This window comes from Caproiciproducens lactatisolvens (assembly GCF_052443335.1).
GTDB lineage: Bacteria > Bacillota > Clostridia > Oscillospirales > Acutalibacteraceae > Caproiciproducens.
Genome location: NZ_CP195750.1, coordinates 138,221 through 157,318 on the forward strand (window position 1 = coordinate 138,221; position 19,098 = coordinate 157,318).

General features: G+C 50.3%; 23 protein-coding genes. 12 read left to right on the forward strand and 11 right to left on the reverse strand.

Annotation, left to right across the window (positions count from 1 at the left end; translation table 11 throughout):
• Nucleotides 1–13: 13 nt before the first annotated feature.
• On the reverse strand, nucleotides 14–505 hold the full coding sequence (locus ACRQV7_RS00655; RefSeq protein ID WP_444659069.1) for a hypothetical protein: 492 nt from the start codon (nucleotides 503–505) through the stop codon (nucleotides 14–16).
• A gap of 296 nt (nucleotides 506–801) precedes the next feature.
• Between ACRQV7_RS00655 and ACRQV7_RS00660 the strand changes: the two genes are divergently transcribed.
• The 5 genes from ACRQV7_RS00660 to ACRQV7_RS00680 all read left to right on the forward strand — a co-directional run bounded on the left by ACRQV7_RS00660 (nucleotide 802) and on the right by ACRQV7_RS00680 (nucleotide 5,857).
• Entirely contained in the window at nucleotides 802–1,227 is a 426-nt protein-coding gene (locus tag ACRQV7_RS00660; RefSeq protein WP_444659070.1) for a GLUG motif-containing protein, read from the forward strand.
• 65 nt (nucleotides 1,228–1,292) lie between these two features.
• Complete coding sequence (locus ACRQV7_RS00665; protein ID WP_275714870.1) at nucleotides 1,293–1,523, forward strand: hypothetical protein; 231 nt, start codon at nucleotides 1,293–1,295, stop codon at nucleotides 1,521–1,523.
• A gap of 145 nt (nucleotides 1,524–1,668) precedes the next feature.
• Complete coding sequence (locus ACRQV7_RS00670; RefSeq protein WP_444659071.1) at nucleotides 1,669–2,295, forward strand: TetR/AcrR family transcriptional regulator; 627 nt, start codon at nucleotides 1,669–1,671, stop codon at nucleotides 2,293–2,295.
• A 55-nt stretch (nucleotides 2,296–2,350) separates the two neighbouring features.
• Nucleotides 2,351–4,108, forward strand: coding sequence for an ABC transporter ATP-binding protein (locus ACRQV7_RS00675; RefSeq protein WP_444659072.1), 1,758 nt, complete (start codon nucleotides 2,351–2,353; stop codon nucleotides 4,106–4,108).
• Nucleotides 4,109–4,123: 15 nt separating this feature from the next.
• Nucleotides 4,124–5,857, forward strand: coding sequence for an ABC transporter ATP-binding protein (locus ACRQV7_RS00680; RefSeq protein WP_275714864.1), 1,734 nt, complete (start codon nucleotides 4,124–4,126; stop codon nucleotides 5,855–5,857).
• Nucleotides 5,858–5,929: 72 nt separating this feature from the next.
• Here ACRQV7_RS00680 and ACRQV7_RS00685 read toward each other — a convergent pair whose 3' ends face one another.
• From ACRQV7_RS00685 to ACRQV7_RS00695, 3 genes are all read right to left on the reverse strand, one after another.
• On the reverse strand, nucleotides 5,930–6,340 hold the full coding sequence (locus tag ACRQV7_RS00685) for a peptide deformylase (protein WP_275714862.1): 411 nt from the start codon (nucleotides 6,338–6,340) through the stop codon (nucleotides 5,930–5,932).
• Nucleotides 6,337–7,101, reverse strand: a complete 765-nt coding sequence (gene yaaA, locus ACRQV7_RS00690; protein ID WP_444659073.1) for a peroxide stress protein YaaA — start codon at nucleotides 7,099–7,101, stop codon at nucleotides 6,337–6,339. The genes ACRQV7_RS00685 and yaaA overlap by 4 nt, the downstream gene beginning before the upstream one ends.
• Before the next feature lie 123 nt (nucleotides 7,102–7,224).
• Entirely contained in the window at nucleotides 7,225–7,446 is a 222-nt protein-coding gene (locus ACRQV7_RS00695) for a hypothetical protein (RefSeq protein ID WP_444659074.1), read from the reverse strand.
• Between the two features lie 119 nt (nucleotides 7,447–7,565).
• On the opposite strand from ACRQV7_RS00695, the gene ACRQV7_RS00700 reads away from it, so the two are divergent.
• Nucleotides 7,566–8,453: a GGDEF domain-containing protein gene (locus ACRQV7_RS00700; protein WP_444659075.1), complete on the forward strand. Its 888-nt coding sequence runs from the start codon at nucleotides 7,566–7,568 to the stop codon at nucleotides 8,451–8,453.
• Between the two features lie 110 nt (nucleotides 8,454–8,563).
• Nucleotides 8,564–9,382: a MerR family transcriptional regulator gene (locus ACRQV7_RS00705; protein WP_444659076.1), complete on the forward strand. Its 819-nt coding sequence runs from the start codon at nucleotides 8,564–8,566 to the stop codon at nucleotides 9,380–9,382.
• A 112-nt stretch (nucleotides 9,383–9,494) separates the two neighbouring features.
• Here ACRQV7_RS00705 and ACRQV7_RS00710 read toward each other — a convergent pair whose 3' ends face one another.
• From ACRQV7_RS00710 to ACRQV7_RS00725, 4 genes are read right to left on the reverse strand one after another with little or no spacing between them, the layout of a single operon-like run.
• The gene (locus ACRQV7_RS00710) at nucleotides 9,495–10,289 is read right to left on the reverse strand and encodes a class I SAM-dependent methyltransferase (RefSeq protein ID WP_444659077.1); all 795 of its coding nucleotides are present in this window, start codon (nucleotides 10,287–10,289) and stop codon (nucleotides 9,495–9,497) included.
• Nucleotides 10,286–10,909, reverse strand: a complete 624-nt coding sequence (locus ACRQV7_RS00715) for a class I SAM-dependent methyltransferase (RefSeq protein ID WP_444659078.1) — start codon at nucleotides 10,907–10,909, stop codon at nucleotides 10,286–10,288. Before ACRQV7_RS00715 ends, ACRQV7_RS00710 begins: the two co-directional genes overlap by 4 nt.
• Nucleotides 10,906–11,595, reverse strand: coding sequence for a class I SAM-dependent methyltransferase (locus ACRQV7_RS00720; RefSeq protein ID WP_444659079.1), 690 nt, complete (start codon nucleotides 11,593–11,595; stop codon nucleotides 10,906–10,908). The genes ACRQV7_RS00715 and ACRQV7_RS00720 overlap by 4 nt, the downstream gene beginning before the upstream one ends.
• Nucleotides 11,585–11,887 carry a hypothetical protein gene (locus ACRQV7_RS00725; RefSeq protein WP_444659080.1) on the reverse strand — a complete coding sequence of 101 codons (303 nt, stop codon included), beginning with the start codon at nucleotides 11,885–11,887 and terminating at the stop codon, nucleotides 11,585–11,587. Before ACRQV7_RS00725 ends, ACRQV7_RS00720 begins: the two co-directional genes overlap by 11 nt.
• A gap of 294 nt (nucleotides 11,888–12,181) precedes the next feature.
• Between ACRQV7_RS00725 and ACRQV7_RS00730 the strand changes: the two genes are divergently transcribed.
• From ACRQV7_RS00730 to ACRQV7_RS00740, 3 genes are all read left to right on the forward strand, one after another.
• On the forward strand, nucleotides 12,182–12,805 hold the full coding sequence (locus tag ACRQV7_RS00730; protein ID WP_444659081.1) for a GyrI-like domain-containing protein: 624 nt from the start codon (nucleotides 12,182–12,184) through the stop codon (nucleotides 12,803–12,805).
• Between the two features lie 521 nt (nucleotides 12,806–13,326).
• Nucleotides 13,327–13,791 carry a helix-turn-helix domain-containing protein gene (locus tag ACRQV7_RS00735; RefSeq protein WP_444659082.1) on the forward strand — a complete coding sequence of 155 codons (465 nt, stop codon included), beginning with the start codon at nucleotides 13,327–13,329 and terminating at the stop codon, nucleotides 13,789–13,791.
• Nucleotides 13,781–14,650 (forward strand): ParB/RepB/Spo0J family partition protein, encoded by an 870-nt coding sequence (locus tag ACRQV7_RS00740; RefSeq protein WP_444660306.1) that lies wholly within the window; start codon nucleotides 13,781–13,783, stop codon nucleotides 14,648–14,650. The genes ACRQV7_RS00735 and ACRQV7_RS00740 overlap by 11 nt, the downstream gene beginning before the upstream one ends.
• A 386-nt stretch (nucleotides 14,651–15,036) precedes the next feature.
• On the opposite strand, the gene ACRQV7_RS00745 is transcribed toward ACRQV7_RS00740, so the two are convergent.
• On the reverse strand, nucleotides 15,037–15,183 hold the full coding sequence (locus ACRQV7_RS00745) for a DUF3791 domain-containing protein (protein WP_444659083.1): 147 nt from the start codon (nucleotides 15,181–15,183) through the stop codon (nucleotides 15,037–15,039).
• 635 nt (nucleotides 15,184–15,818) lie between these two features.
• Between ACRQV7_RS00745 and ACRQV7_RS00750 the strand changes: the two genes are divergently transcribed.
• Nucleotides 15,819–17,063 carry a tyrosine-type recombinase/integrase gene (locus ACRQV7_RS00750; protein ID WP_444659084.1) on the forward strand — a complete coding sequence of 415 codons (1,245 nt, stop codon included), beginning with the start codon at nucleotides 15,819–15,821 and terminating at the stop codon, nucleotides 17,061–17,063.
• A gap of 221 nt (nucleotides 17,064–17,284) precedes the next feature.
• A complete protein-coding gene (locus ACRQV7_RS00755) occupies nucleotides 17,285–18,124 on the forward strand; it encodes a hypothetical protein (protein ID WP_444659085.1) in 840 nt (279 codons plus the stop codon).
• Between the two features lie 213 nt (nucleotides 18,125–18,337).
• Here ACRQV7_RS00755 and ACRQV7_RS00760 read toward each other — a convergent pair whose 3' ends face one another.
• Nucleotides 18,338–18,466: a hypothetical protein gene (locus ACRQV7_RS00760; protein WP_444659086.1), complete on the reverse strand. Its 129-nt coding sequence runs from the start codon at nucleotides 18,464–18,466 to the stop codon at nucleotides 18,338–18,340.
• Nucleotides 18,436–18,996 (reverse strand): hypothetical protein, encoded by a 561-nt coding sequence (locus ACRQV7_RS00765; protein WP_444659087.1) that lies wholly within the window; start codon nucleotides 18,994–18,996, stop codon nucleotides 18,436–18,438. The genes ACRQV7_RS00760 and ACRQV7_RS00765 overlap by 31 nt, the downstream gene beginning before the upstream one ends.
• Nucleotides 18,997–19,098 lie beyond the last annotated feature (102 nt).

Consider the following 19,098-nt stretch of genomic DNA (forward strand, 5'->3'; position numbering starts at 1 on the left):
ACGGTATTTGAATTTACCAGATCAATAATTTCAGAACAGCAAAATCGATCCCGGCAAAAATCAGGGCGAACAGCGTCATGTAAACACAGCCCTTTAGAAAACCGATAAAGTGGAAGCGGTAGTCCTTATAGCCCTTGCAGCCTTCGGTGCCGGGCAGGATAAAGCTTTTGGGCGTGATCGTGCAGAATACCAGCCAGTCCAGAACCAGCAGGTCCACCACATTCCAGGTCATGCAGATAATCCACAGATGCAGAAAGACGGCGCCGAACGGGACCGGACCGGAACCGTAGGGAACAAGCCCCGCCGCCGTCAGCGTGCCAAGCAGAATCACATACCCGAACACGGTAAAAAGAATTCCGTTCCGGCGCTGCGCGGGGGTGGGTTCGGGAAGTCGTGGACCAGCAGCCAAGGAAAGCGGAAAAACATGGGCATCAGCATGGCAACCCACAGGGCGGACCAGACCAGTCCTTCCAAAAGCGCAGACAGTACGGGTGTCATCGTTCATTCCTCCATTAACAGTTTTGCAAATTTCTGCGGTTCCCGCATCAGGAAACCGCAGTGTCCGAAGCCTGCTTCTACCGCCAGCGACACGTCTGTCCGCCCGGCCAGAGATGCAGGGCCGCCCTGCCTTTCCATAGGTTTCGATACGCATCGGGTTCCTTCTTTCTTAGCATTCCCAGTTGATTCTGCAGCAAGGTTACGTTCCTCCCCCGCCCAAGGCGGGGGAGGAACGTGTTTTGTCTCGCGAACTGAAATGGAATTGCTGTAGTTAGTTTTAAGCATGGTTATGCTGTTTGCCCTTTGCTTTTCCGGCTGCGGCAGCCCGGAGGGAAGCAGCGCCGCGTCGGCTTGTTCGGATGCGTGGCCGGTGAAAACGGGTCCGTGACCGATCTGGTGGCCGAAAACGTCAAAGTCTCCAGCAATATGCTGGTCGGCGGCGTCATCGGCTACGGAGTTTCCAAGAAACCGGTGGAAAACATTACGCTTCAGGGCACAAACAGCGTGGCCGGCAACTTTCTGGTCGGCGGGATCGTGGGGGGCGGCTTCTGCGATATCAAAAACTGTAAGGCAAACGCCGATGTCACGCTGAACGGGGACAACGCGCAGGGAATCGGCGTGCTTGCCGGCGGGATGGAGGAGAGCTCCATCGTCTCCTGCTCCGCGACAGGTTCGGTCACGCGGGAAATGATGCCAAGACGCCGACGGCGATCAGCGGATGTACGGTAAAAGAGGACATCACCGCGCCGGCCAGCACAGAAAGAATCGGCGGCATCGTCGAAAGCGGGTTCTTCATGCAGGCGTACAAGGAACAGCGCCCCGAGCCGAACGCGTTTGTGGTCAGCGACTGCACAAGCACGGGAAGTATCAGCGCGGGTTCTCTGACCGGTACCGTCGCCGGGTACGGTTACAGCAATTCCAAGGTAGAGGACAGCTGCACCAGCGACATGACGGTCGGCGGCAAAAAGGGCGCTCCTCTGGTTGGGGGCGACAAAAATACCGTTGGTCTGGACGGCCTGAAATAATTTTATAGCTTGGGCGGCTGCTCTGCTGAACAGCGGAGCGGCCGTTTTTTTCGTAAGCTGGCTATGCGGGGTCTTGACAAAAAATTTTTTTAGCTTTATGATAACAGTGTTATTAAATAACGAAGTTATCTTATGGGAGCCTGTCATGAAACGGATGAATCAAAAGCTCGCGGACGATCTGCTTGAGGCCGGGAAGAAGGAATTTCTTTCCAAAGGCTTTCAGGGCGCTTCGCTGCGCGATATTTCCGCTTCCCTGGGCGTTACCACCGGGGCGATTTACCGCTACTATTCGGACAAGGAAGCCCTGTTTGAAGCGCTGGTGGAGGAACCGGCCCATCAGCTGGTGGCCCGCTACCGCGAGATTCAGCAGTCCTTTTCAGAGCTGCCGCTCGAACGTCAGCTTGCCGGTCTGCCGGAGGTTTCGGACGACGGGCAGATGTGGATGATCCGGCATATCTACAGCCATTTCGACGCGTTCAAGCTGATCGGTTCCTGTGCCGCGGGGACAAAATACGAGCATTATATCGACACGCTGATCGAAATCGAAGTCAACGCGAGCCGTACCCTGATCGACCGGATGACAGCGGCGGGGCTTCCGGTCTATCCCCTTGACGACGGGCTGATCCACATTCTCGCCAGCGCCCTGTTTTCGGGGATGTTTGAAACGGTGCGCCACGACATGCCTTTTGAAAAGGCCGTCGTCTACATGAACAGTCTGCGGGAATTCTATTCCGCCGGCTGGTTCAAAATTCTGGGGCTGCCGAAATCGTAAGCCCCTGATTTTTTGCTATTGAGTTAGCTATAGCTAACTAAAGGAGATGTTTGTTATGAAAGAAGAAAAAGAGAAAAAAGGACCCGGTGCCGCCGCCAGACTGTGGGGCTGGGCCGCGCCCTATCACGGAAGCTTCGTCGGCTCCGTGGTTCTGGCGGTTCTGGGGGTAGCCGGCGGGATGGTCCCCTATTTTTGCGCGGCGTCCGTGATCCGGCTGCTGCTGTCGGGGCGCGCGGATTGGAATTCCTGCCTGACGTGGTGCGGGGTCGCCCTCGCCGGGTATCTCGGCAAGGTGGTTTTCGGCAGCCTGTCCACCCTGATTTCCCATACCGCGACCTATCACACCCTGCGCGACCTGCGCAAGGCGCTGACCGCGAAGCTGGCAAGGGTTCCGATGGGCACGGTGCTGGACACCCCCTCCGGCCAGTACAAAACCACCATTGTGGACCGTGTGGAAGGGATGGAGCCCACCCTTGCCCATCTGATTCCGGAGCTGACCTCCAACGCGCTGGTGCCCGCCGCCATCTTTGTTTACCTGCTGGTCCTTGACTGGCGCATGGCGCTGATTTCCCTGATCACGCTGGTAATCGGCCTTTTCCTTGTGTCGCAGAGCGGAAAAACCTATGCCAAGCGCTGGGCCGGGGCGGTGGAAACCGGGCGGCGGATGAACAACGCCATTGTGGAATATGTCGGCGGGATTCAGGTGGTCAAGGCGTTCAGCCAGTCCGCCGGTTCCTACCGGAAATATGCCGACGCAGTCAGGGCGAACGGGCAGTATTATGTCGACTGGTTCGGCGACAACCTGAAGTACATGTGCGCGTGGGGAGCCGTGATTCCGGCCGTGCTAACATCCGTGCTGCCGGCGGGCTTTGCCTTCTGGGCGGGCGGCAGCCTTTCCGCCGAAAGCTTTCTGACCATCATCGTGCTGTCTTTGGGCCTGACCGGGCCGATCATGGCTGCGATGACCTTTATAGACGATTTAGCGGTCGTCTCCTCCAATGTGGCGGAAATCTCCGCGATCCTGGAGTCCCCCGAGCTGGAGCGGCCGCAGACGCCGGTCAGGCTGAAAAATCCGGAGATTGCCCTGCGGGACGTTTCGTTCTCCTACGGCAAGGACAACGAAGAGGTGCTTCACGAAGTCAATCTCAAAATCCGTCCCGGCACGGTGACGGCGCTGGTCGGGCCCTCCGGTTCGGGAAAGTCCACCATTGCCAAGCTGATCGCGGGCTTCTGGGACGTGACGGGCGGCGGGATCAGCGCCAACGGGGTGGATTTGCGAAAAATCCCCCTGCGGCAGTGGACGGAGCAGATCGCCTATGTTTCACAGGATAACTATCTTTTCGACCGGTCGGTGCGCGAGAATATCCGCGTGGGACACAAAGGCGCGACGGACGCGGAGGTGGAAGCCGTGGCAGCGGCGGCCGGCTGCGGGGAATTTATCCGCCGGCTGGAAAACGGCTTTGACACGGTCGTCGGCAGCGGCGGCAGCCGCCTTTCGGGCGGGGAACGCCAGCGCGTCGCGATTGCCCGCGCAATGCTCAAGGACGCTCCGGTCGTGATTCTGGACGAAGCCACTTCCTCGATCGACCCCGAGAACGAAGCCGCTATCCAGAAGGCGATTTCCGCCCTGACAAAGGGAAAAACGCTGATCGTCATTGCGCACCGGCTGTCTACCATCACCGACGCCGACAACATCGTCGTGGTTCAGAAGGGACGGATCGCGGCGCAGGGCACACAGGAAGAGCTGCTCCGGGACTGTCCCCTATACGCCGGAATGTGGGCGGCGCATATAGGCGCCCGGGATCAGGGCTGAGGGAGGAGATAAAAAATGTTTCATGTATTTCAAAAAATAGCCGCTTTTTCCGGCGAACGCCGGGGGCAGATGTGGAGATCCATCGCGGTTTCCTTTGTCGGCTCGGCATTCTCCGCGCTGCAGTTTTATGCGCTGCTTTTGGTGCTGCAGGCGCTGACAACGGGAAATCGCGACGCCAAAACCGCTTGGACCGCGCTGATCGTCATGCTGGTCTCGATCGCCGGAAAAGCCGCCGCTTCCTTCTTCTCCAATATGCAGCAGACGCAGATCGGGTATTTTATGGTATCGGATAAACGCATCCATATCGGGGACCGCCTGCGCTATATCCCCATGGGGTATTTCAATCAAAACAGCCTTGGCAATATTACCGGGGTGGTCACCACAACGCTGGGGGATGTGGAAAACTCCGCCGCCCGGTGCATGGTGAGCGTTCTGGGCGGGCTTCTCACTTCCGCCGCGCTGGGCCTCGGCGTATGCGTGATCGACTGGCGCATCGGGCTGATTGTTTTAGCGGGTATGGCCGTCTATCTGCTGGCGACCGAGGCGGCGCAGCGCGGCGTTTCAAAAAGCTTTCCGAAACGCCAGAGGGCGCAGGAAAGCCTGGTTTCCGCCGTGATGGAATATCTGCAGGGCATGAGCGTGGTCAAAGCCTTTGGGCTGGAAAACGACGGCGATCAGGAAATCCGAAAATCCATTGATGAAAGCTGCGCCCGGAATCTGGCGGTTACCCGGAACGTCATTCCGTGGGATATCCTGAAAGGGGCTGTGATCCGCGTAGCGAGCGTCGCCATCCTGACCGCTACGCTGGCTTTCTATCTGAACGGGGAGCTGCCGCTGGTAAACTGCCTGCTGCTGCTCATCGCCTCCTTTATGGTTTACGGCGAGCTGGAATCCGCCGGGAATATGGCTTCCGTGCTGCAGATGATGGACGCCTCCATGGAAAAGGCCAATTCCGTCGACGATACGCCGACGATGGATACCGAGGGCAGGGAGCTGGCCCCCAAAGCCTCCGGCATTGTATTCCGGGACGTTGGCTTTTCCTATGGGGACCGGAAGGTTCTGGACGGCGTCAGCCTGACCATTCCGGAAAAAACCACGACGGCGGTCGTCGGCCCGTCCGGCGGCGGAAAAACCACGCTGTGCAGCCTGATCGCCCGTTTCTGGGATGTGGACAGCGGCTCCATCACCGTCGGCGGACACGATGTGCGGGAATATAAGCTGGACAGCCTGATGAAAAATATCGCCATGGTTTTTCAGGACGTCTACCTTTTTAACGATACGATTGAAAATAATATCAAATTCGGAAAGCCGGACGCGACGCATGAACAGGTGGCCGCCGCGGCGAAAGCGGCCTGCTGCGACGAGTTCATTTCCGCGCTCCCGCAGGGCTACGGTTCCATGGTCGGCGAGGGCGGCTGCTCCCTTTCGGGCGGTGAGAAGCAGCGGATTTCCATCGCCAGGGCCATGCTGAAGAACGCGCCGATCGTCATTCTGGACGAGGCGACCGCGAATGTGGACCCGGAAAACGAGGCCGAGCTGCAAAAAGCGATCGACGCGCTGACGCACAACAAAACGATTATCATGATTGCGCACCGCCTGAAAACGGTGGAGAAGGCCGAACAGATTCTGGTTCTGGACGGCGGGAAAATCGTGCAGAGGGGTACCCATCAGGAACTGGCGGGGCAGCCCGGCATCTATTCCGAATTCCTCAATGCCCGCAGAGAGGCGATCGGCTGGAAGCTGGCCTGACGGAGTCACGGATTCTTTGGGCGTTATTCATGAGAACAGGGATATGGAGTCACTCCATATCCCTGTAGTATTTTAGATCAGGATTCCTTCGCAGTGGTCGATTTCATGCTGAATGATCTGTGCCGTCCATCCGGTGAAGGTCTGCTTTTGGGGCCGGAAGCTCCGGTCAAGGAACTCCACTTCAATGGACCGGTACCGGGTGGTTTTCCGCACGCCGGTCAGCGACAGGCAGCCCTCTTCCGTTTCATACGGTCCGGCGCGCTTTGCAATGACCGGATTGATCATCGGAATGTTCACGGGGCCAAGGCTGAACGCGAGGATGCGTTTGTTGACGCCGATCATATTTGCCGCCATGCCGACGCACTCCGCCGCGTTGGCCCTCAGGGTGTCCAGCAGATCGTTGACGACCGGCAGGTCGGCTTTCGTCGCCGGAACCGACTTCCGGCTCAGAAAAACAGGATCTTTACAAATTGGTTTTATCATATTGAACTCCGTTGGGTTTTCTTTTTGATAAATACGAAATGATCGTCCGTGGAAAGATTGTTATGATAAGTATATCCCAGACGGTCAAAATCCTTGACCCCGCCGGGGTCCGTTACCGCATTTTCCGCAAGCCAGCGGACCATCTCCCCGCGGGCCATCTTGCACAGGGTACCCTTTTCGACGACCTTGCCATCAATGAATTCCCCAAAGGTACAGGTGAGAAAGCGGACCGATTTCGGCAGATGGCTCGAAACCGCCTTGCTGTATTCCCGGGAGGCCAGATTCAGGATAAAGCCGGTCTCCGAACAGAGCCGGCGCGCCGGTTTCTCTCCCCAGAAGGCATAGAGGTCTTTCTTTCCGTCTACCGACAGCTTCGCCTGCATTTCCAGACGGTAGGGCGTCACCCCGTCGAAAGGGCGCAGGAGACCATAGAATCCCGACAGGATGCGCAGATGCTCCTCGATGTATGCAAACTGTTTGTCCTCAAATACGCCGGGGGCCATGTACTGGTACTGGATGCCCTCGTAAGAGAGAATAGCGGGAGTCAGGTTTTCATACAGGTCCATCGTCTGCACTCGCCCGTAGTTGAACGCGGCGATCGAATCGTTGCAGCGCCACAGACGCCTTAACTCGGCGCGGTCCATGCCCCGCAGGGCGGAAAGCAGTGCTTCCGCCTCCGGTAAAAACTGCGGCAGGCTTTCACAGGGCAGGCTGTCGGTGTCCACATTCATTTTCTTTGCGGGAGAGATGATGATTCGCATAGGATTCCAACCTTGTCTTTGGAGTGGGGCACGGTGGTTTTCATATTTGAAAATAATGATATCAAAAAATACGGAAGAATGCAAGATAAGGCGTTTTTACAACCGGCTGTGTTTCTGCCCGGTTCAGGTGATTTTCCACCCTTCCGCCGACTGACGGATGGAGACAAAGTTCCGGTAAATCCCGTCCTGAGCCATCAGCTCGGCATGTGTTCCGCGCTGGGCCACACGCCCGTCGTCGATCACCAGAAAAGAGAGCGCGACCCCGGCAGCGGCGATAGAGCCTGCCCATCCGATCTGAGCTGGAAATTTGGGATGCTTTATGATCTCCTGTCTGTAGTTTGCCATATTTGCATTCTCATTGTATAATAAAAAACATTATTACCCGACTGTGCAGAATTTACTTTGTTTTTCTGTTCTTGAGCGCATCCCGTTGTTTCCGTTTTATCATCTTAAGGAGAGTATGTATGACCGAAAAAATTACGCTGGACAAATTGCAGGCGAACTTGGACTTTTTTCACAAAATGTATGATGCGGTCCGTCTTGTGGACCCCGTGCGGAAAAGGGTTATGGAATACCGCAATAACGGTACGGCCGAAACGTGCGAGGCGTGTTACGCCTATTGGAGCAGCGGGCGCATCTGCGAAAACTGCGTGTCGATCCGGGCACACCGGGAGCAGAAGAGCTTTATGAAGCTGGAGCACAGCCCCGATGCGATTATGCTGGTCACGGCCCTGCCGATCGACTCCGAGGAACGCCCCGTGGTCTTGGAAATTCTGAAAAATGCGACGGATACCATGATGATCGGCACGGGCGAATACAATAAGGGTCAGGTGCTGTTTAACGCGGTCAGGGATATCAACGATATGGTCATCCGGGACGAGCTGACGTCTTTGTATAACCGCCGGTTTCTGGACGACCGTCTGCCCGCCGATATTGTCGGCGCGATGGTGGGCCAGAAGCCGCTGTCGGTTATTTTCATCGATATTGATAATATGAAGACGGTCAACGACACTTTCGGTCATGCGGCCGGGGACCAGGTTCTGAAATTCGCGGCGGGGACGATTCAAAAATGCATCAGAAACGAGACGGACTGGGCGGCCCGCTACGGCGGCGACGAGTTCGTGATCTGCCTGAACAATACCGGCAGCGAAGAGGCGCACCGCGTTTCACAGCGGATTTATCAGGATTTTGATAAAGCGGCGTTCCCCATACAGGGCAGCGATATTGGCATTACGGTATCTCAGGGAGTGGTAACAATGCCGGACTCCGGCTTAACGGCGGAGGAGATCATCAAGCTGGCCGATAAAAAAATGTATGAGGCGAAAAAACGCCATAAAAGAACGGAAAGATAAATTTTAAGCCGCGGCGGGATAAATTGTAAAATACCTCTTGACTCTCCCATTATGGGATACTTTATACTGTAACTGAGCTCAAAAAAGCACACGCGCGTGAGGTGTCAGCCATGCTGAAAATAGGTGATTTTTCAAAACTGTCAAGGATCAGTATCCGGATGCTGCGGCATTACGACGAAATCGGTCTGCTGGTGCCCAAAAGCACCGATCCTTTTACGGGCTACCGCTATTACGGTGAGGATCAGCTTCCGGTGGCAGGCCAGATTGCCGCCCTCAAGGATATGGGCTTCGGCCTGTCCGCTGTCGGGGAAATCCTGAAAAGCTATAACGACCCGCAAAAGCTGGCGGAGTTTCTGACGGTAAAGCGGGCCGAGGTGAAAGCGGAAGCCGAGGAAACCGGCCGCCGTTTACTGCTCCTTGAAACAGCCATCAAAAGGCTGAGAAAGGATGGAACCGCGATGAGTTACAATGTAATCTTAAAAACGCTGCCCGAACGCTACGTTGCCAGCGTTCGGCAGATCATTCCCGCTTACGATCAGGAGGGCATGCTCTGGCACATTCTGATGAAGGAAACCGCACCCCTGAACATTCAGGACGGCGATCCCTGCTATACGCTGGCGATTTTCCACGACGGCGAGTACAAGGAATCCAATGTGGATGTGGAGGTACAGAAATCCGTGCGGGGCAGCTACCCGGACACCGGGCATGTCGTGTTCAAAACCGAGCCCCCTGTTTTAATTGCTTCCGCCACCTACCAGGGCAGCTATGAAAAGGTGGATGAGGTCAACGAGGCCGTGGCAAACTGGGTTCAGGATAACGGCTATGACTTTAACGGCCTTTCCTTCAATATCTATCATGTCAGTCCCCATGAAACGCAAAATCCCGAAGAGTGGGTAACCGAGGTCTGTTATCCCGTAAGAAAGAAATAAGCGTCGTCAGCACAAAATACCGTCTGCAAAAAAAGCAGACGGTATTTTTCGTCAGCAACTTCTCTTTTTAATATAGGCGGTATCCGTCCAATAAAAACAGAGTCCTGCCGCCTCATTTCCTCCCACAGATCAATCCCATTTCCCCGGCGACCAAAGGTGTCTTCAGCAGCTTCGGAACAAAGCTGTTCTTCCGGGTGTCCACGAAGCGAATTTCCGTTACCTCCTTGGACAGCGTTTCTAACAGCAGATTCAAATCCGGATAATTATTTTGAGAGAAAAAGACATCCTCAAACGCGAAGGGCGCGCCGGGCTTTAGCACCCGCAGGGCCTCCCGAATCAGCGCCAGCTTATCCGGCTGGGTGCGTACCTCGTGAAAGACAAAATTACTTACCGCGGCATCGAAGTGCCCGTCGGGAAAATCCAGATGCGCTGCATCGCCCTTTTGAAAGGACGTGCGTTTTGCAACTCCTTCCAGCTTCGCGTTGGTTTCGCACTGATCCTTCGCGTAGTCCCACATTGCGCCCCAGTAGTCCATGCCGACGCAGCGTGCATCCGGATGTTTTTTTGCGGCCTTGATGGTCAGCGCGCCGCTGCCGCAGCCGATGTCCAGAAGCGTACCGTGCCCGTCCCAATCGAGATAGCGCAGTACATTGTCCAGAATTTTGCCCTGCACGCCGCCGCCCTCATAAGAGAGCAGACGGCGGGCAAGGGCCATGTATCCGAAAAAGGCCAGCGTCAGAAGCGCGGCGGCAGCGAAAAAAATCCGAAGGATGATAACGGGAACGCTTGCTGCCGGCAGAAAACTGGCGGCAAACAGCAGGGCCAGCAGGAGGCCGGTCACGCCTAAGGCGGTCGGAAGCTTTGCCGGTATCCAATTTGCATAGTCGATTTTTGTCTGCTTTTTCATAAAAGTCCCTTTTCCGCTTTTTCGGCCAGCAGACCGATCCAGCCCTTTTTGTTCCGTAACAGGCGGACGGGTGCAAAACCCGTCTGTTCCAGCTGAACCTTCAGGTCCTCGCCGGCATAGACCGTCATCCCGTCGATGAGCCCGGTCCAGGTGGTGTTTGCCGGATCATCCATTTCGCATACGAGGAGAAACTGCCCTCCGGGTTTGAGCACGCGCAGGACCTCGGCAAAAGCTTTTTCGAGATCAGGCCAGAAATAGACCGTTTCAAAAGCGGTCACCAGATCGAACGATGCGTCGGCATAGGGCAGCGCCCCTACGTCCCCCTGCCGGATCTCACACCGTTTGCCAAGGTCCGCGGCGTTTTTCTTCCGGCTGAAGGCGACGCTTTCCGCAGAATAGTCGATACCGTCCACAGACCCCAAGGGACAGAGATTCATCAGCCTTGCGATGTTTGCGCCCCCGCCGCAGCCGATGTCCAGCACGCGGGCATCCGGCGCGGGATAAATCAGGGAAAGCCCCCAGGTGGACAGCGGCGTATGCCCTCCGTTCATGCCGCGGAGCATCATGCGCCCCAGAAAGCCTTCCGGCTTCTGCGTGTTTTGAAAGAAACGTTTCATCATTTTGATTCCCCCTTGCGGCAGCAGAAGCAGGCCATGGATTTTACCGTATTCAGGGTTACGTTTGCATAGAAATTTTCCAGCCGCTTTTTCAGGCCTGCCGCCGTTTCAAACGGTGGAGTAAAAAAGCCTTTGGGTTCGTAAAAATGCCGGATAAACCAATCGGTGCGCCGGGTTTCGCCCCGGATATAAAAGCAGCCGCAGAAAATGCCGCCGGGTTTCAGCACCCGGAAGGTCTCGCGATAGGCCGCGCCCTTGTCCGGAAAGGCGTGAAAGCCGTTCAGGGACAATACGACGTCGAAGCTGCCGTTTTCAAAGGGCAGGCCCCCCACGTCGCCCTGTACAAAGCGGACCTGCCGCAATCCGAACTTTTCCGCCCTTTTTTGCGCGGTGGCCATCATTTCCGTCGAGTAGTCCAGACAGGTCACGTCCGAATTTTTCAGCTTTTGGTATACCGGCATGGTAAGTACGCCCGTACCCACGGGAACTTCCAGAAGCTTTCCGGCAAAGTCCTCCCGGATTCCGGCAAGCGCCAGCTGCAGATACCGGTCATTATCCGCCTTGTCCATATCCCACACCAGTTTACAGATGGTTCTGCCAAAAAGAGTGGAGCAGGTGATCATACCGTCGTAGGCGGTAGCCTCCTGTCCCAGCATCTGATAAGCCTGCCGGATTTCTTCATGCGCCATGCCTGTCGTCACTCCTTCTGATTTTCTTTCCGTTGGCGTTTTTCGTGTGCCCCTCCGCCATGGCGGTGAGGGAGACGGGCGGCCTCCTGGTCGCCCACCGATGGTTAGCTACCACTAACTCAAGCCGGTTAAAAAAGCCGTCCTTGCGGGACAACTTTTCAGAACAGCTCCCGGACATGCACTTCACCGCTGTAATAATGCCTTTTTTCATATTCCTCCGGCACCTTGTCTTGTATAGGAGATAAGAAACATCCCGCTTCACAAAGGCCATCCTCTTGATAACGATAATCATACAATACACCCGCCCGGCTGCTTTGTCAATCTTTTCAGGCGCTATACATATCATTGCCGGAATCGGAAGTGCGAACGATTTCGTTATCGCGGGAAGACAAAAAGTGCACGGATGAGAAATAACTTTACAATTGCATATTGATTCAGTACAATAATACTGAAATGTCTTTCTATAGAATTATTTTGCCGTTTCATTTGAGTGAAAGAAAGATATTCTTAATGAGGTGAGTGCGCCCGTAAAGGAGGATGTGCCATGGAATTGGCCTGTTAATGTCCATATTAAGGAGGGAAAATCATGGCGTTCGATTATAAGAAAGAGTACAGGGAATTTTATTTGCCGCCGGAGCATCCCGGTATTGTGGAAATTCCGGCAATGAATTTCCTCGCCGTACGGGGAAAAGGCGACCCCAATGAAGAGGACGGGGAATACAAAAAGGCCATGGAACTGCTCTATGGTATGGCCTACACCATCAAGATGAGCTACAAGGGCACCCGTCAAATCGAAGGTTTCTTTGAATATGTCGTGCCGCCGCTGGAAGGGCTCTGGTGGCAGGAGGGCATCCGTGGCGTTGATTACTCCCGCAAGGACCGTTTTCAGTGGATTTCCCTGATTCGTCTGCCGGATTTCGTGAAGGAGCCTGATTTTAAATGGGCACAGGAAGAGGCAGCGAGGAAAAAGAAGACGGACTTTTCTGCGGTGGAATTCTTTTCCTATGACGAGGGGCTGTGCGTGCAGTGCATGCATCTGGGCCCTTATAATGACGAACCCGCAACTGTCCTTGCAATGGAGCAGTACGTGAAACAAAACGGGTATGCTGTCGACATTACCGATAAACGGTATCACCACGAGATTTATTTGAGTGATCCCCGCAGGACGGAAGCGTCCAAACTGAAAACCGTCATCCGTCACCCGATATGAAAAGTTTGAGTGCCATATTGCAAATAAAAAACAGACTGGCTATGCCAGTCTGTTTTTATCGTTATGACCACCCGAGGGTCATTCATAATAGTGTGTTGATCAATTTAAATGCAGGGTTAAACGCGAGCTATAAGTCGTTTAAAGGAAAAGAGTCTGAACGCGATTTGCGTCCAGACTCAGTCTGGTGGCGGAAGCGGTGGGATTCGAACTCACGTGCCCTTGCGGACTACCGTATTTCGAGCGACTAAAGGGAAAGAAAAGGAGAGGTCTCCCGAGGTCGTTCAAGGCCTTTGAATATGCTGAAAAATCCTTGTATCATGCGGGTTTGCGGGCAACAAAGGCTGAAGCGGTACGCTGTTTTGGCATTGTGAGAAAGGAGGCGCTTTTACCCCATGTCAGAGCGAAAACGATAGAGAATTGATAGCAAATCCCCGTCAAGTCTATCCCATAAACTCAATTTACCCCCCAGCAATTTCTGACTCTTTGCTGCCGACAAAGCAAGAAAACGGAGGTTGTACCTCATGAAAAAGATTACCATAGATGAACTATATTTGCAGATGTTCGCCACCTATGACGATATTCTTTCAGTCGATGATGTGGCGGTCATCATGAATCTGGACAAGAAGCGGGTATACCGGATGCTGCGCTCCGGCGAGATTAACAGCATCAAGTTCGACCGCTGGGTCCGGGTGCCAAAGTTATGGCTCATCGAGTACATCCAGAAATACGGATTTCAGAGACAACAGAGCTTCCACGAGCAGAGACGGGCTGCCGTGGCGCTCTACTGCCGGACCCCAAGGAGCCGCAAACAAATTCAGGAATTCCTCGATTTATCCGACCGGAAATTTTTCCGGGACACCGTACTGCATCCCCTGCTGGAGGAGGGGATACTCCGGATGACCATTCCGGAATACCCCGGCCATGTGAAGCAGAGGTATGTAACGGTGCGACCTTATGAAAGCGAGGATTCCAATGATGAAAACTAACACGGGAGAAAAAAGCATTTCCGTCCGCTTGGAGCAGCTACATCCCTTTGAAAACCATCCGTTCCGCGTGGTGGAAGACGATGCTTTGCGCCAGCTGGCTGAGAGCATTAAGGAAAACGGTGTGCTGACGCCCTGCATCGTCCGACCCAGTCCCTATGGCGATGGTTATGAACTGCTGTCCGGCCACCGCCGGGTGGCAGCCTGCAGGTTGATTGGCCGAAAGACGATACCGGCGATTGTACGGGATTTGGATGACGATTCCGCTATCATTTTAATGGTGGATGCCAATCAACAACGAGAAAACCTGTTGCCCAGTGAAAAGGCGTTTGCTTATCGTATGAAGCTGGAGGCGATGAAACGGAAAGCTGGCCGACCCCAAAATAATCTGCGCCAAGTTGACACGGATTTAATTGGAATACGGTCAGATGATCAAATGGCTAAAAATATGGATGAAAGCAGTCGTACCATACAACGCTATATCCGGTTAACCTATCTGGAGGAAAATTTGCTGCGGATGGTGGACGAAGGCCGAATCGCGTTTGGCCCTGCGGTGGAGCTCTCTTTTCTCAAGCACGATGAGCAATGTATGCTACTTGAGACTATCATCACCGAAGAGGCCACTCCGTCCTGCTCACAGGCGCAAACCCTGAAAAAACTCAGTCAGGATGGCAAACTGGATATGGATACTATTCTTGGCATCCTCAGTGAGCAAAAGGGCAATCAGGTGGATCGGCTAAAGCTGCGGGAAGACCGACTGATGGAGTATTTTCCTACCGGCACCACGCCCCGTCAGATGGAGAAAACGATCTTCCGTTTACTGGAAGAATGGAGAAAGTATCAGAATATGCCAGAAAAGTAAGCTGCCAAATTGGGGCTGTATTTTGGTATGTCTCAAGGATAACTGTGCTGGCCAAAGTTTGAACTATAAGGCAGAATACCCGGAGATTCATGAAATGGAAACTCTGGGTGTTCTGCCTAACGTGAAAAAAGTAGTTAAGATGAAAGTGGCAACTCACACTGATATATCCTCTACAATATTTAATTATATCTATCACCGAAAACGGTAGGAGGAATTCATAATAGTATCGTAACACGAAACAGAAGCTATTCTTGAATTTCGGGTAAATAAAACCGAAGCCCATAAAGATTCGGCATCCATCCAATTCAAATATGGAAAGAGGATATCCCATAGCTTGTACTTTTCAAAATAATTATTAAAACACTTATTTCCACAAGAAGTCTTTCTTAAATAGGTTTTCTTGCTTTGATATATAAATCAATGTCCGACACTATAAACTCCTGTCCAGTAGAATGCAGTATATCATAGAAAGAAGTGATGTAGTCAAATACACCGTATTGTTTAAATATATTTAGTACAGTGACACCATCCATTTGGTACGCATTTTATATGATTCTAGGCAAAAAATCTTAAAATATAATGTTTTGTTCATACTTACGCCTCAATACTCTAACAATTCCAATTGGCTATTTTTCTTTCTTTTTAGCGCTTTTACATATGGAATAGTACTTAATTTAATGAGCACAGGTTTTCCTTTATAGGCAAAAGGATAGGTGCCACATAGTCAAGATAATCTGGCTTATACTTTTTAGTATAACACAGATTGAGCTATACGGTAATTAACCTAAAAATTTATAGCGAAAAACGAATACAAGAAGAGCCAATGGTTCATGTAAGATGACCATTGGCTCAAATTCATTTGAGAAGAATTATAAACACTACGATAAAACAAAAAGTTTATCTTGAAAAATAGAACAAAATATTTGAGTACTCATTTTGTCCTAGTATAGAACTAAAAATTAAGATCAATCTTTCTTAATGAGAGGGTACTTCTCCCGGAGGACCTGAGTTCTTTCCAAAGTCATTTGCATTTATAGCAATCAGCCATGCTTCTCCTTTTCCGCAAGAAAATAAGCATTTTCTTTATTGAGCACCCCTATGATTACTTTTGAAGAGGGCCGATAATGGAGTTAGCCCAAGTATAGCAGATAAAAAAGGAGAAGATTTCATGGCATCAATTGTACAGAGAAACAAAAGTTATGCGGTGGTATATTATCAGGCGAAATCAGACGGAGAAAAGAAAAAACAAACGTGGGAGACATATCATTCGCTTGAAAGCGCATTGAAGAGAAAAGCAGATATTGAAAACCCCATCAACTTTCTTAAATATGTCCCGCAGGTAACATATCTTAGGGATTTACTTGCCGAATATATCAGACTACACGGTAAAGTTAATTGGCCTTTTTCCATGTATGCAAACTATACCTCTCTGATAAAGCGCTATATTGAACCTTTTATCGGGGGAGTAAAACTGATTCAAATCGATGCATTAATGATGAGCCGATTCTACGAACAGCTTCGTAAAACCCCGGCTTCCGAAAACAAATACAGGCCTAATCAAGAAAAGTTAATGTCTAATAACACAATATTCGAGATACACCAACTTTTACGCAGCGTATTCAATCAGGCTGTAATTTGGGGATATATGAAAGAAAACCCGGTTAGACATTTACGAATAAAAAAATCAAAGCGTTCCATAAGTAGTCTCACACCGGAACAGGTTTTGAGTTTAATAGATATGGCCACATTATCAGGCGAAACATCTTTTTCTTTGGCAATTCAGGTCGCTTTTTTTGCTTCCATGCGCAAAGGTGAAATTATGGCGCTGAAATGGGATGATATCGACTTTGTTAACTGCAGTGTCCATGTTGACAAAGAATTGGCCCGTGTATCATTGGATTCCATGAAGGCTATCGGTGAAAAAGACATTTATTATATTTTTGAACCTCGTTCGATAAACGCCAAGAGCAGATTAGTTCTCAAGTCGCCCAAAACCGAATCTTCTGTAAGGATGATATATATTCCTAAAACATTGAGTAATAACCTATTAAAATGGCGCAATGCTCAGGCTGATATCAAAAAGGTTCAAAGGCAAAAATATCATGATTATGGTCTTGTGTTTGCTAAAGAAAACGGAATGCCATTACAGGGCAAAGAGCTAAGCAACGAATTTCACAATCTGCTGAAATTGTGTGATTTGCCCCAAGTTGTGTTTCATAGCTTGCGCCATACCAGTACTACATATAAATTAATATTAAGTGAAGGAAATATCAAAGCAGTGCAGGGCGACACTGGACATGCTCAACCTAATATGATTCTGAATGTTTATGCAGAAATTCTGGATGAAGAAAGAAAAAAACTTGCCGTAAAAATGGAGTCCTCCTTCTGTTCACTTTTAGGAAGAAGAGAATAGTGGAAAATTGACCTTTCGGCATAAAAAGGCAACAGGCAAACAGAGACATTTTCTTTGTGGTATACACCATTGCAAACTAATAATCTACTTAGAAAAAACGGTTCAGAGCAACCGGTTATGAGCCGGTTGCTCTGAACTTAAGCATTTGACATTCCTTCCAATGTTCGGTTGGATAAAAATATTATGTCCGTTACAGAAGATAAGTTTAGGAGGAATAAACAGTGATTTCTTACGAACAAGCAGATCATGTGATACGAAGAAGCAAGAATCTATTTGAACTTGCAGATAATCTTGAGCACTTTTTAACCTACATCAGTAAAATGCCAAACAAAAAGCAAGCACTTTTAGAATTGTATAGACAAATGGATGCAGCAGCTTCATTTAATGTAATACAAGCCGAAGTGTCCACTACGTCATATAATATTTTTAATATGGCCGACAGTATCCCAATATATCTCAAAAGTTATTGGACTTTTCAGGAAACGTCTAAACAAAATATTCAAGTGCTTACCGATATTATTTATGGGATCCGTAGCAAGATGCTTCCTCCGCAAAGTCCGTCGCTCTCCATTGATCTCATAGTGTCACTTTTGGAACATATTGAAAAGCGCTTTGCCTTTTTATCACGGATACTAAAAGAGAGTCCTTTACAGATTTTATGCTTAAATCATTCCCATGTTGAGTGGAATAGCTTTTATTCCGCTAGAGTTTATGACAATGGCACAATTAAGGATAACATTATGCTATTGCGTCCACGCCATGAGACGGACTGTGCGAATGAATTTATTTTCTTGCATGAAATGGGGCATGTTCTGCACACCAGATTAACAAAGTCTTTATGGACACCACCGAAGTCATTCCGGCTTGTCCAGGAGAGAATGTTTTTGGACGGTTTGGGTGCATCCGATAAGGATGCCAGTGAATTATTTGCTGATTGCTTCGCCATTGCCTCTATGTTTGGGTCGAAGTTTGCAAAATATAATCCATATCAATTCATAGACAAAGAGGATAATATGTTCTTGATGCTTTATATGGCGGGTCTAATAAAGAAATGGATTTAATCGCTTTGATCTGATATATAAACATCCAAAACAATATACTGTTGCCTGATAGAATGTAACATATCGTAGAATGAACTATTATTTTCTTACTAAAATAATTCATAAAAATCACAGAAAGCAAACATGCACACAAAGCGATAAAAATGCAGCTTTGTGAGATTTAGGACAAGATTCCATACTATTTGTAACGGGAATATTAATATGGTATGAATCTTATTTACAAATCTGCTTTTTGAGTTCTTCTATACTTAACGGGGGGGCGGTTCGATGTAACATAGCATGACAGTTTGGACATACTGGTTCCAAGTCCTCTATGGGGTCAACAATATACTCCTCTCCCATTTTTGATACAGGAACTGTGTGATGAACATGAATGAATTTCTCCCCCAGTTTACCATACTTATCTTATCAGGAAAGTTCATACCGCATACACGGCAAGTATACCCTTTGGCTTCCAAGCAAAGAGCTCGGTTAATTGGACTACGTTCATAGCGATTCACAAGTTCAGTGAATTTTGAGCCTTCTGCAGAACCGGTTAATGTTTCCACTCCTTCTATCGGAGATATATTGGATAACGAAAGGATCATACCGACTATCAATGATCCCCAATCACTTGCTATCTCTCCATATCTAATATCATCGTCATCAGCGATTGGAATTCGTGTTATTTTTAAGGAAATACTCCTCCAAACATTATCCCATTCTGCATAAGAAAATGGATTGGTTGGCAGATCGTTAATCCTAAATACTATTTTGGCACCACGTTGTTGAAAAGCATTTGCATAAAGGCAGAAGTTTTTCTTGCCTTCTTCATTCTTTTCACCCATATCATAGACGAAATTAGCACTATAATTTTGAGGAATAAATTCCATCGTTAATCGAACTCTATTACGAAATGATATTTTGATAGTAAACAGTTCCTCATTTTCATTCGTTGGGCCTATTATGTAGCATGGTTCCCCACGATTCAACGA

What these genes read in the sequence shown, in the direction of transcription:
- yaaA (WP_444659073.1), bottom strand. Translation starts at nt 7,101, where the DNA reads ATGCGAATCATCATCTCTCCCGCAAAGAAAATGAATGTGGACACCGAC.
- ACRQV7_RS00700 (WP_444659075.1), top strand. Translation starts at nt 7,566, where the DNA reads ATGACCGAAAAAATTACGCTGGACAAATTGCAGGCGAACTTGGACTTT.
- ACRQV7_RS00760 (WP_444659086.1), bottom strand. Translation starts at nt 18,466, where the DNA reads ATGGGAGAGGAGTATATTGTTGACCCCATAGAGGACTTGGAACCAGTA.
- ACRQV7_RS00655 (WP_444659069.1), bottom strand. Translation starts at nt 505, where the DNA reads ATGAACGATGACACCCGTACTGTCTGCGCTTTTGGAAGGACTGGTCTG.
- ACRQV7_RS00720 (WP_444659079.1), bottom strand. Translation starts at nt 11,595, where the DNA reads ATGGCGCATGAAGAAATCCGGCAGGCTTATCAGATGCTGGGACAGGAG.
- ACRQV7_RS00665 (WP_275714870.1), top strand. Translation starts at nt 1,293, where the DNA reads ATGCAGGCGTACAAGGAACAGCGCCCCGAGCCGAACGCGTTTGTGGTC.
- ACRQV7_RS00715 (WP_444659078.1), bottom strand. Translation starts at nt 10,909, where the DNA reads ATGATGAAACGTTTCTTTCAAAACACGCAGAAGCCGGAAGGCTTTCTG.
- ACRQV7_RS00680 (WP_275714864.1), top strand. Translation starts at nt 4,124, where the DNA reads ATGTTTCATGTATTTCAAAAAATAGCCGCTTTTTCCGGCGAACGCCGG.
- ACRQV7_RS00745 (WP_444659083.1), bottom strand. Translation starts at nt 15,183, where the DNA reads ATGGATGGTGTCACTGTACTAAATATATTTAAACAATACGGTGTATTT.
- ACRQV7_RS00705 (WP_444659076.1), top strand. Translation starts at nt 8,564, where the DNA reads ATGCTGAAAATAGGTGATTTTTCAAAACTGTCAAGGATCAGTATCCGG.
- ACRQV7_RS00740 (WP_444660306.1), top strand. Translation starts at nt 13,781, where the DNA reads ATGAAAACTAACACGGGAGAAAAAAGCATTTCCGTCCGCTTGGAGCAG.
- ACRQV7_RS00685 (WP_275714862.1), bottom strand. Translation starts at nt 6,340, where the DNA reads ATGATAAAACCAATTTGTAAAGATCCTGTTTTTCTGAGCCGGAAGTCG.
- ACRQV7_RS00670 (WP_444659071.1), top strand. Translation starts at nt 1,669, where the DNA reads ATGAAACGGATGAATCAAAAGCTCGCGGACGATCTGCTTGAGGCCGGG.
- ACRQV7_RS00750 (WP_444659084.1), top strand. Translation starts at nt 15,819, where the DNA reads ATGGCATCAATTGTACAGAGAAACAAAAGTTATGCGGTGGTATATTAT.
- ACRQV7_RS00725 (WP_444659080.1), bottom strand. Translation starts at nt 11,887, where the DNA reads ATGATTATCGTTATCAAGAGGATGGCCTTTGTGAAGCGGGATGTTTCT.
- ACRQV7_RS00710 (WP_444659077.1), bottom strand. Translation starts at nt 10,289, where the DNA reads ATGAAAAAGCAGACAAAAATCGACTATGCAAATTGGATACCGGCAAAG.
- ACRQV7_RS00695 (WP_444659074.1), bottom strand. Translation starts at nt 7,446, where the DNA reads ATGGCAAACTACAGACAGGAGATCATAAAGCATCCCAAATTTCCAGCT.
- ACRQV7_RS00765 (WP_444659087.1), bottom strand. Translation starts at nt 18,996, where the DNA reads ATGGAATTTATTCCTCAAAATTATAGTGCTAATTTCGTCTATGATATG.
- ACRQV7_RS00675 (WP_444659072.1), top strand. Translation starts at nt 2,351, where the DNA reads ATGAAAGAAGAAAAAGAGAAAAAAGGACCCGGTGCCGCCGCCAGACTG.
- ACRQV7_RS00730 (WP_444659081.1), top strand. Translation starts at nt 12,182, where the DNA reads ATGGCGTTCGATTATAAGAAAGAGTACAGGGAATTTTATTTGCCGCCG.
- ACRQV7_RS00735 (WP_444659082.1), top strand. Translation starts at nt 13,327, where the DNA reads ATGAAAAAGATTACCATAGATGAACTATATTTGCAGATGTTCGCCACC.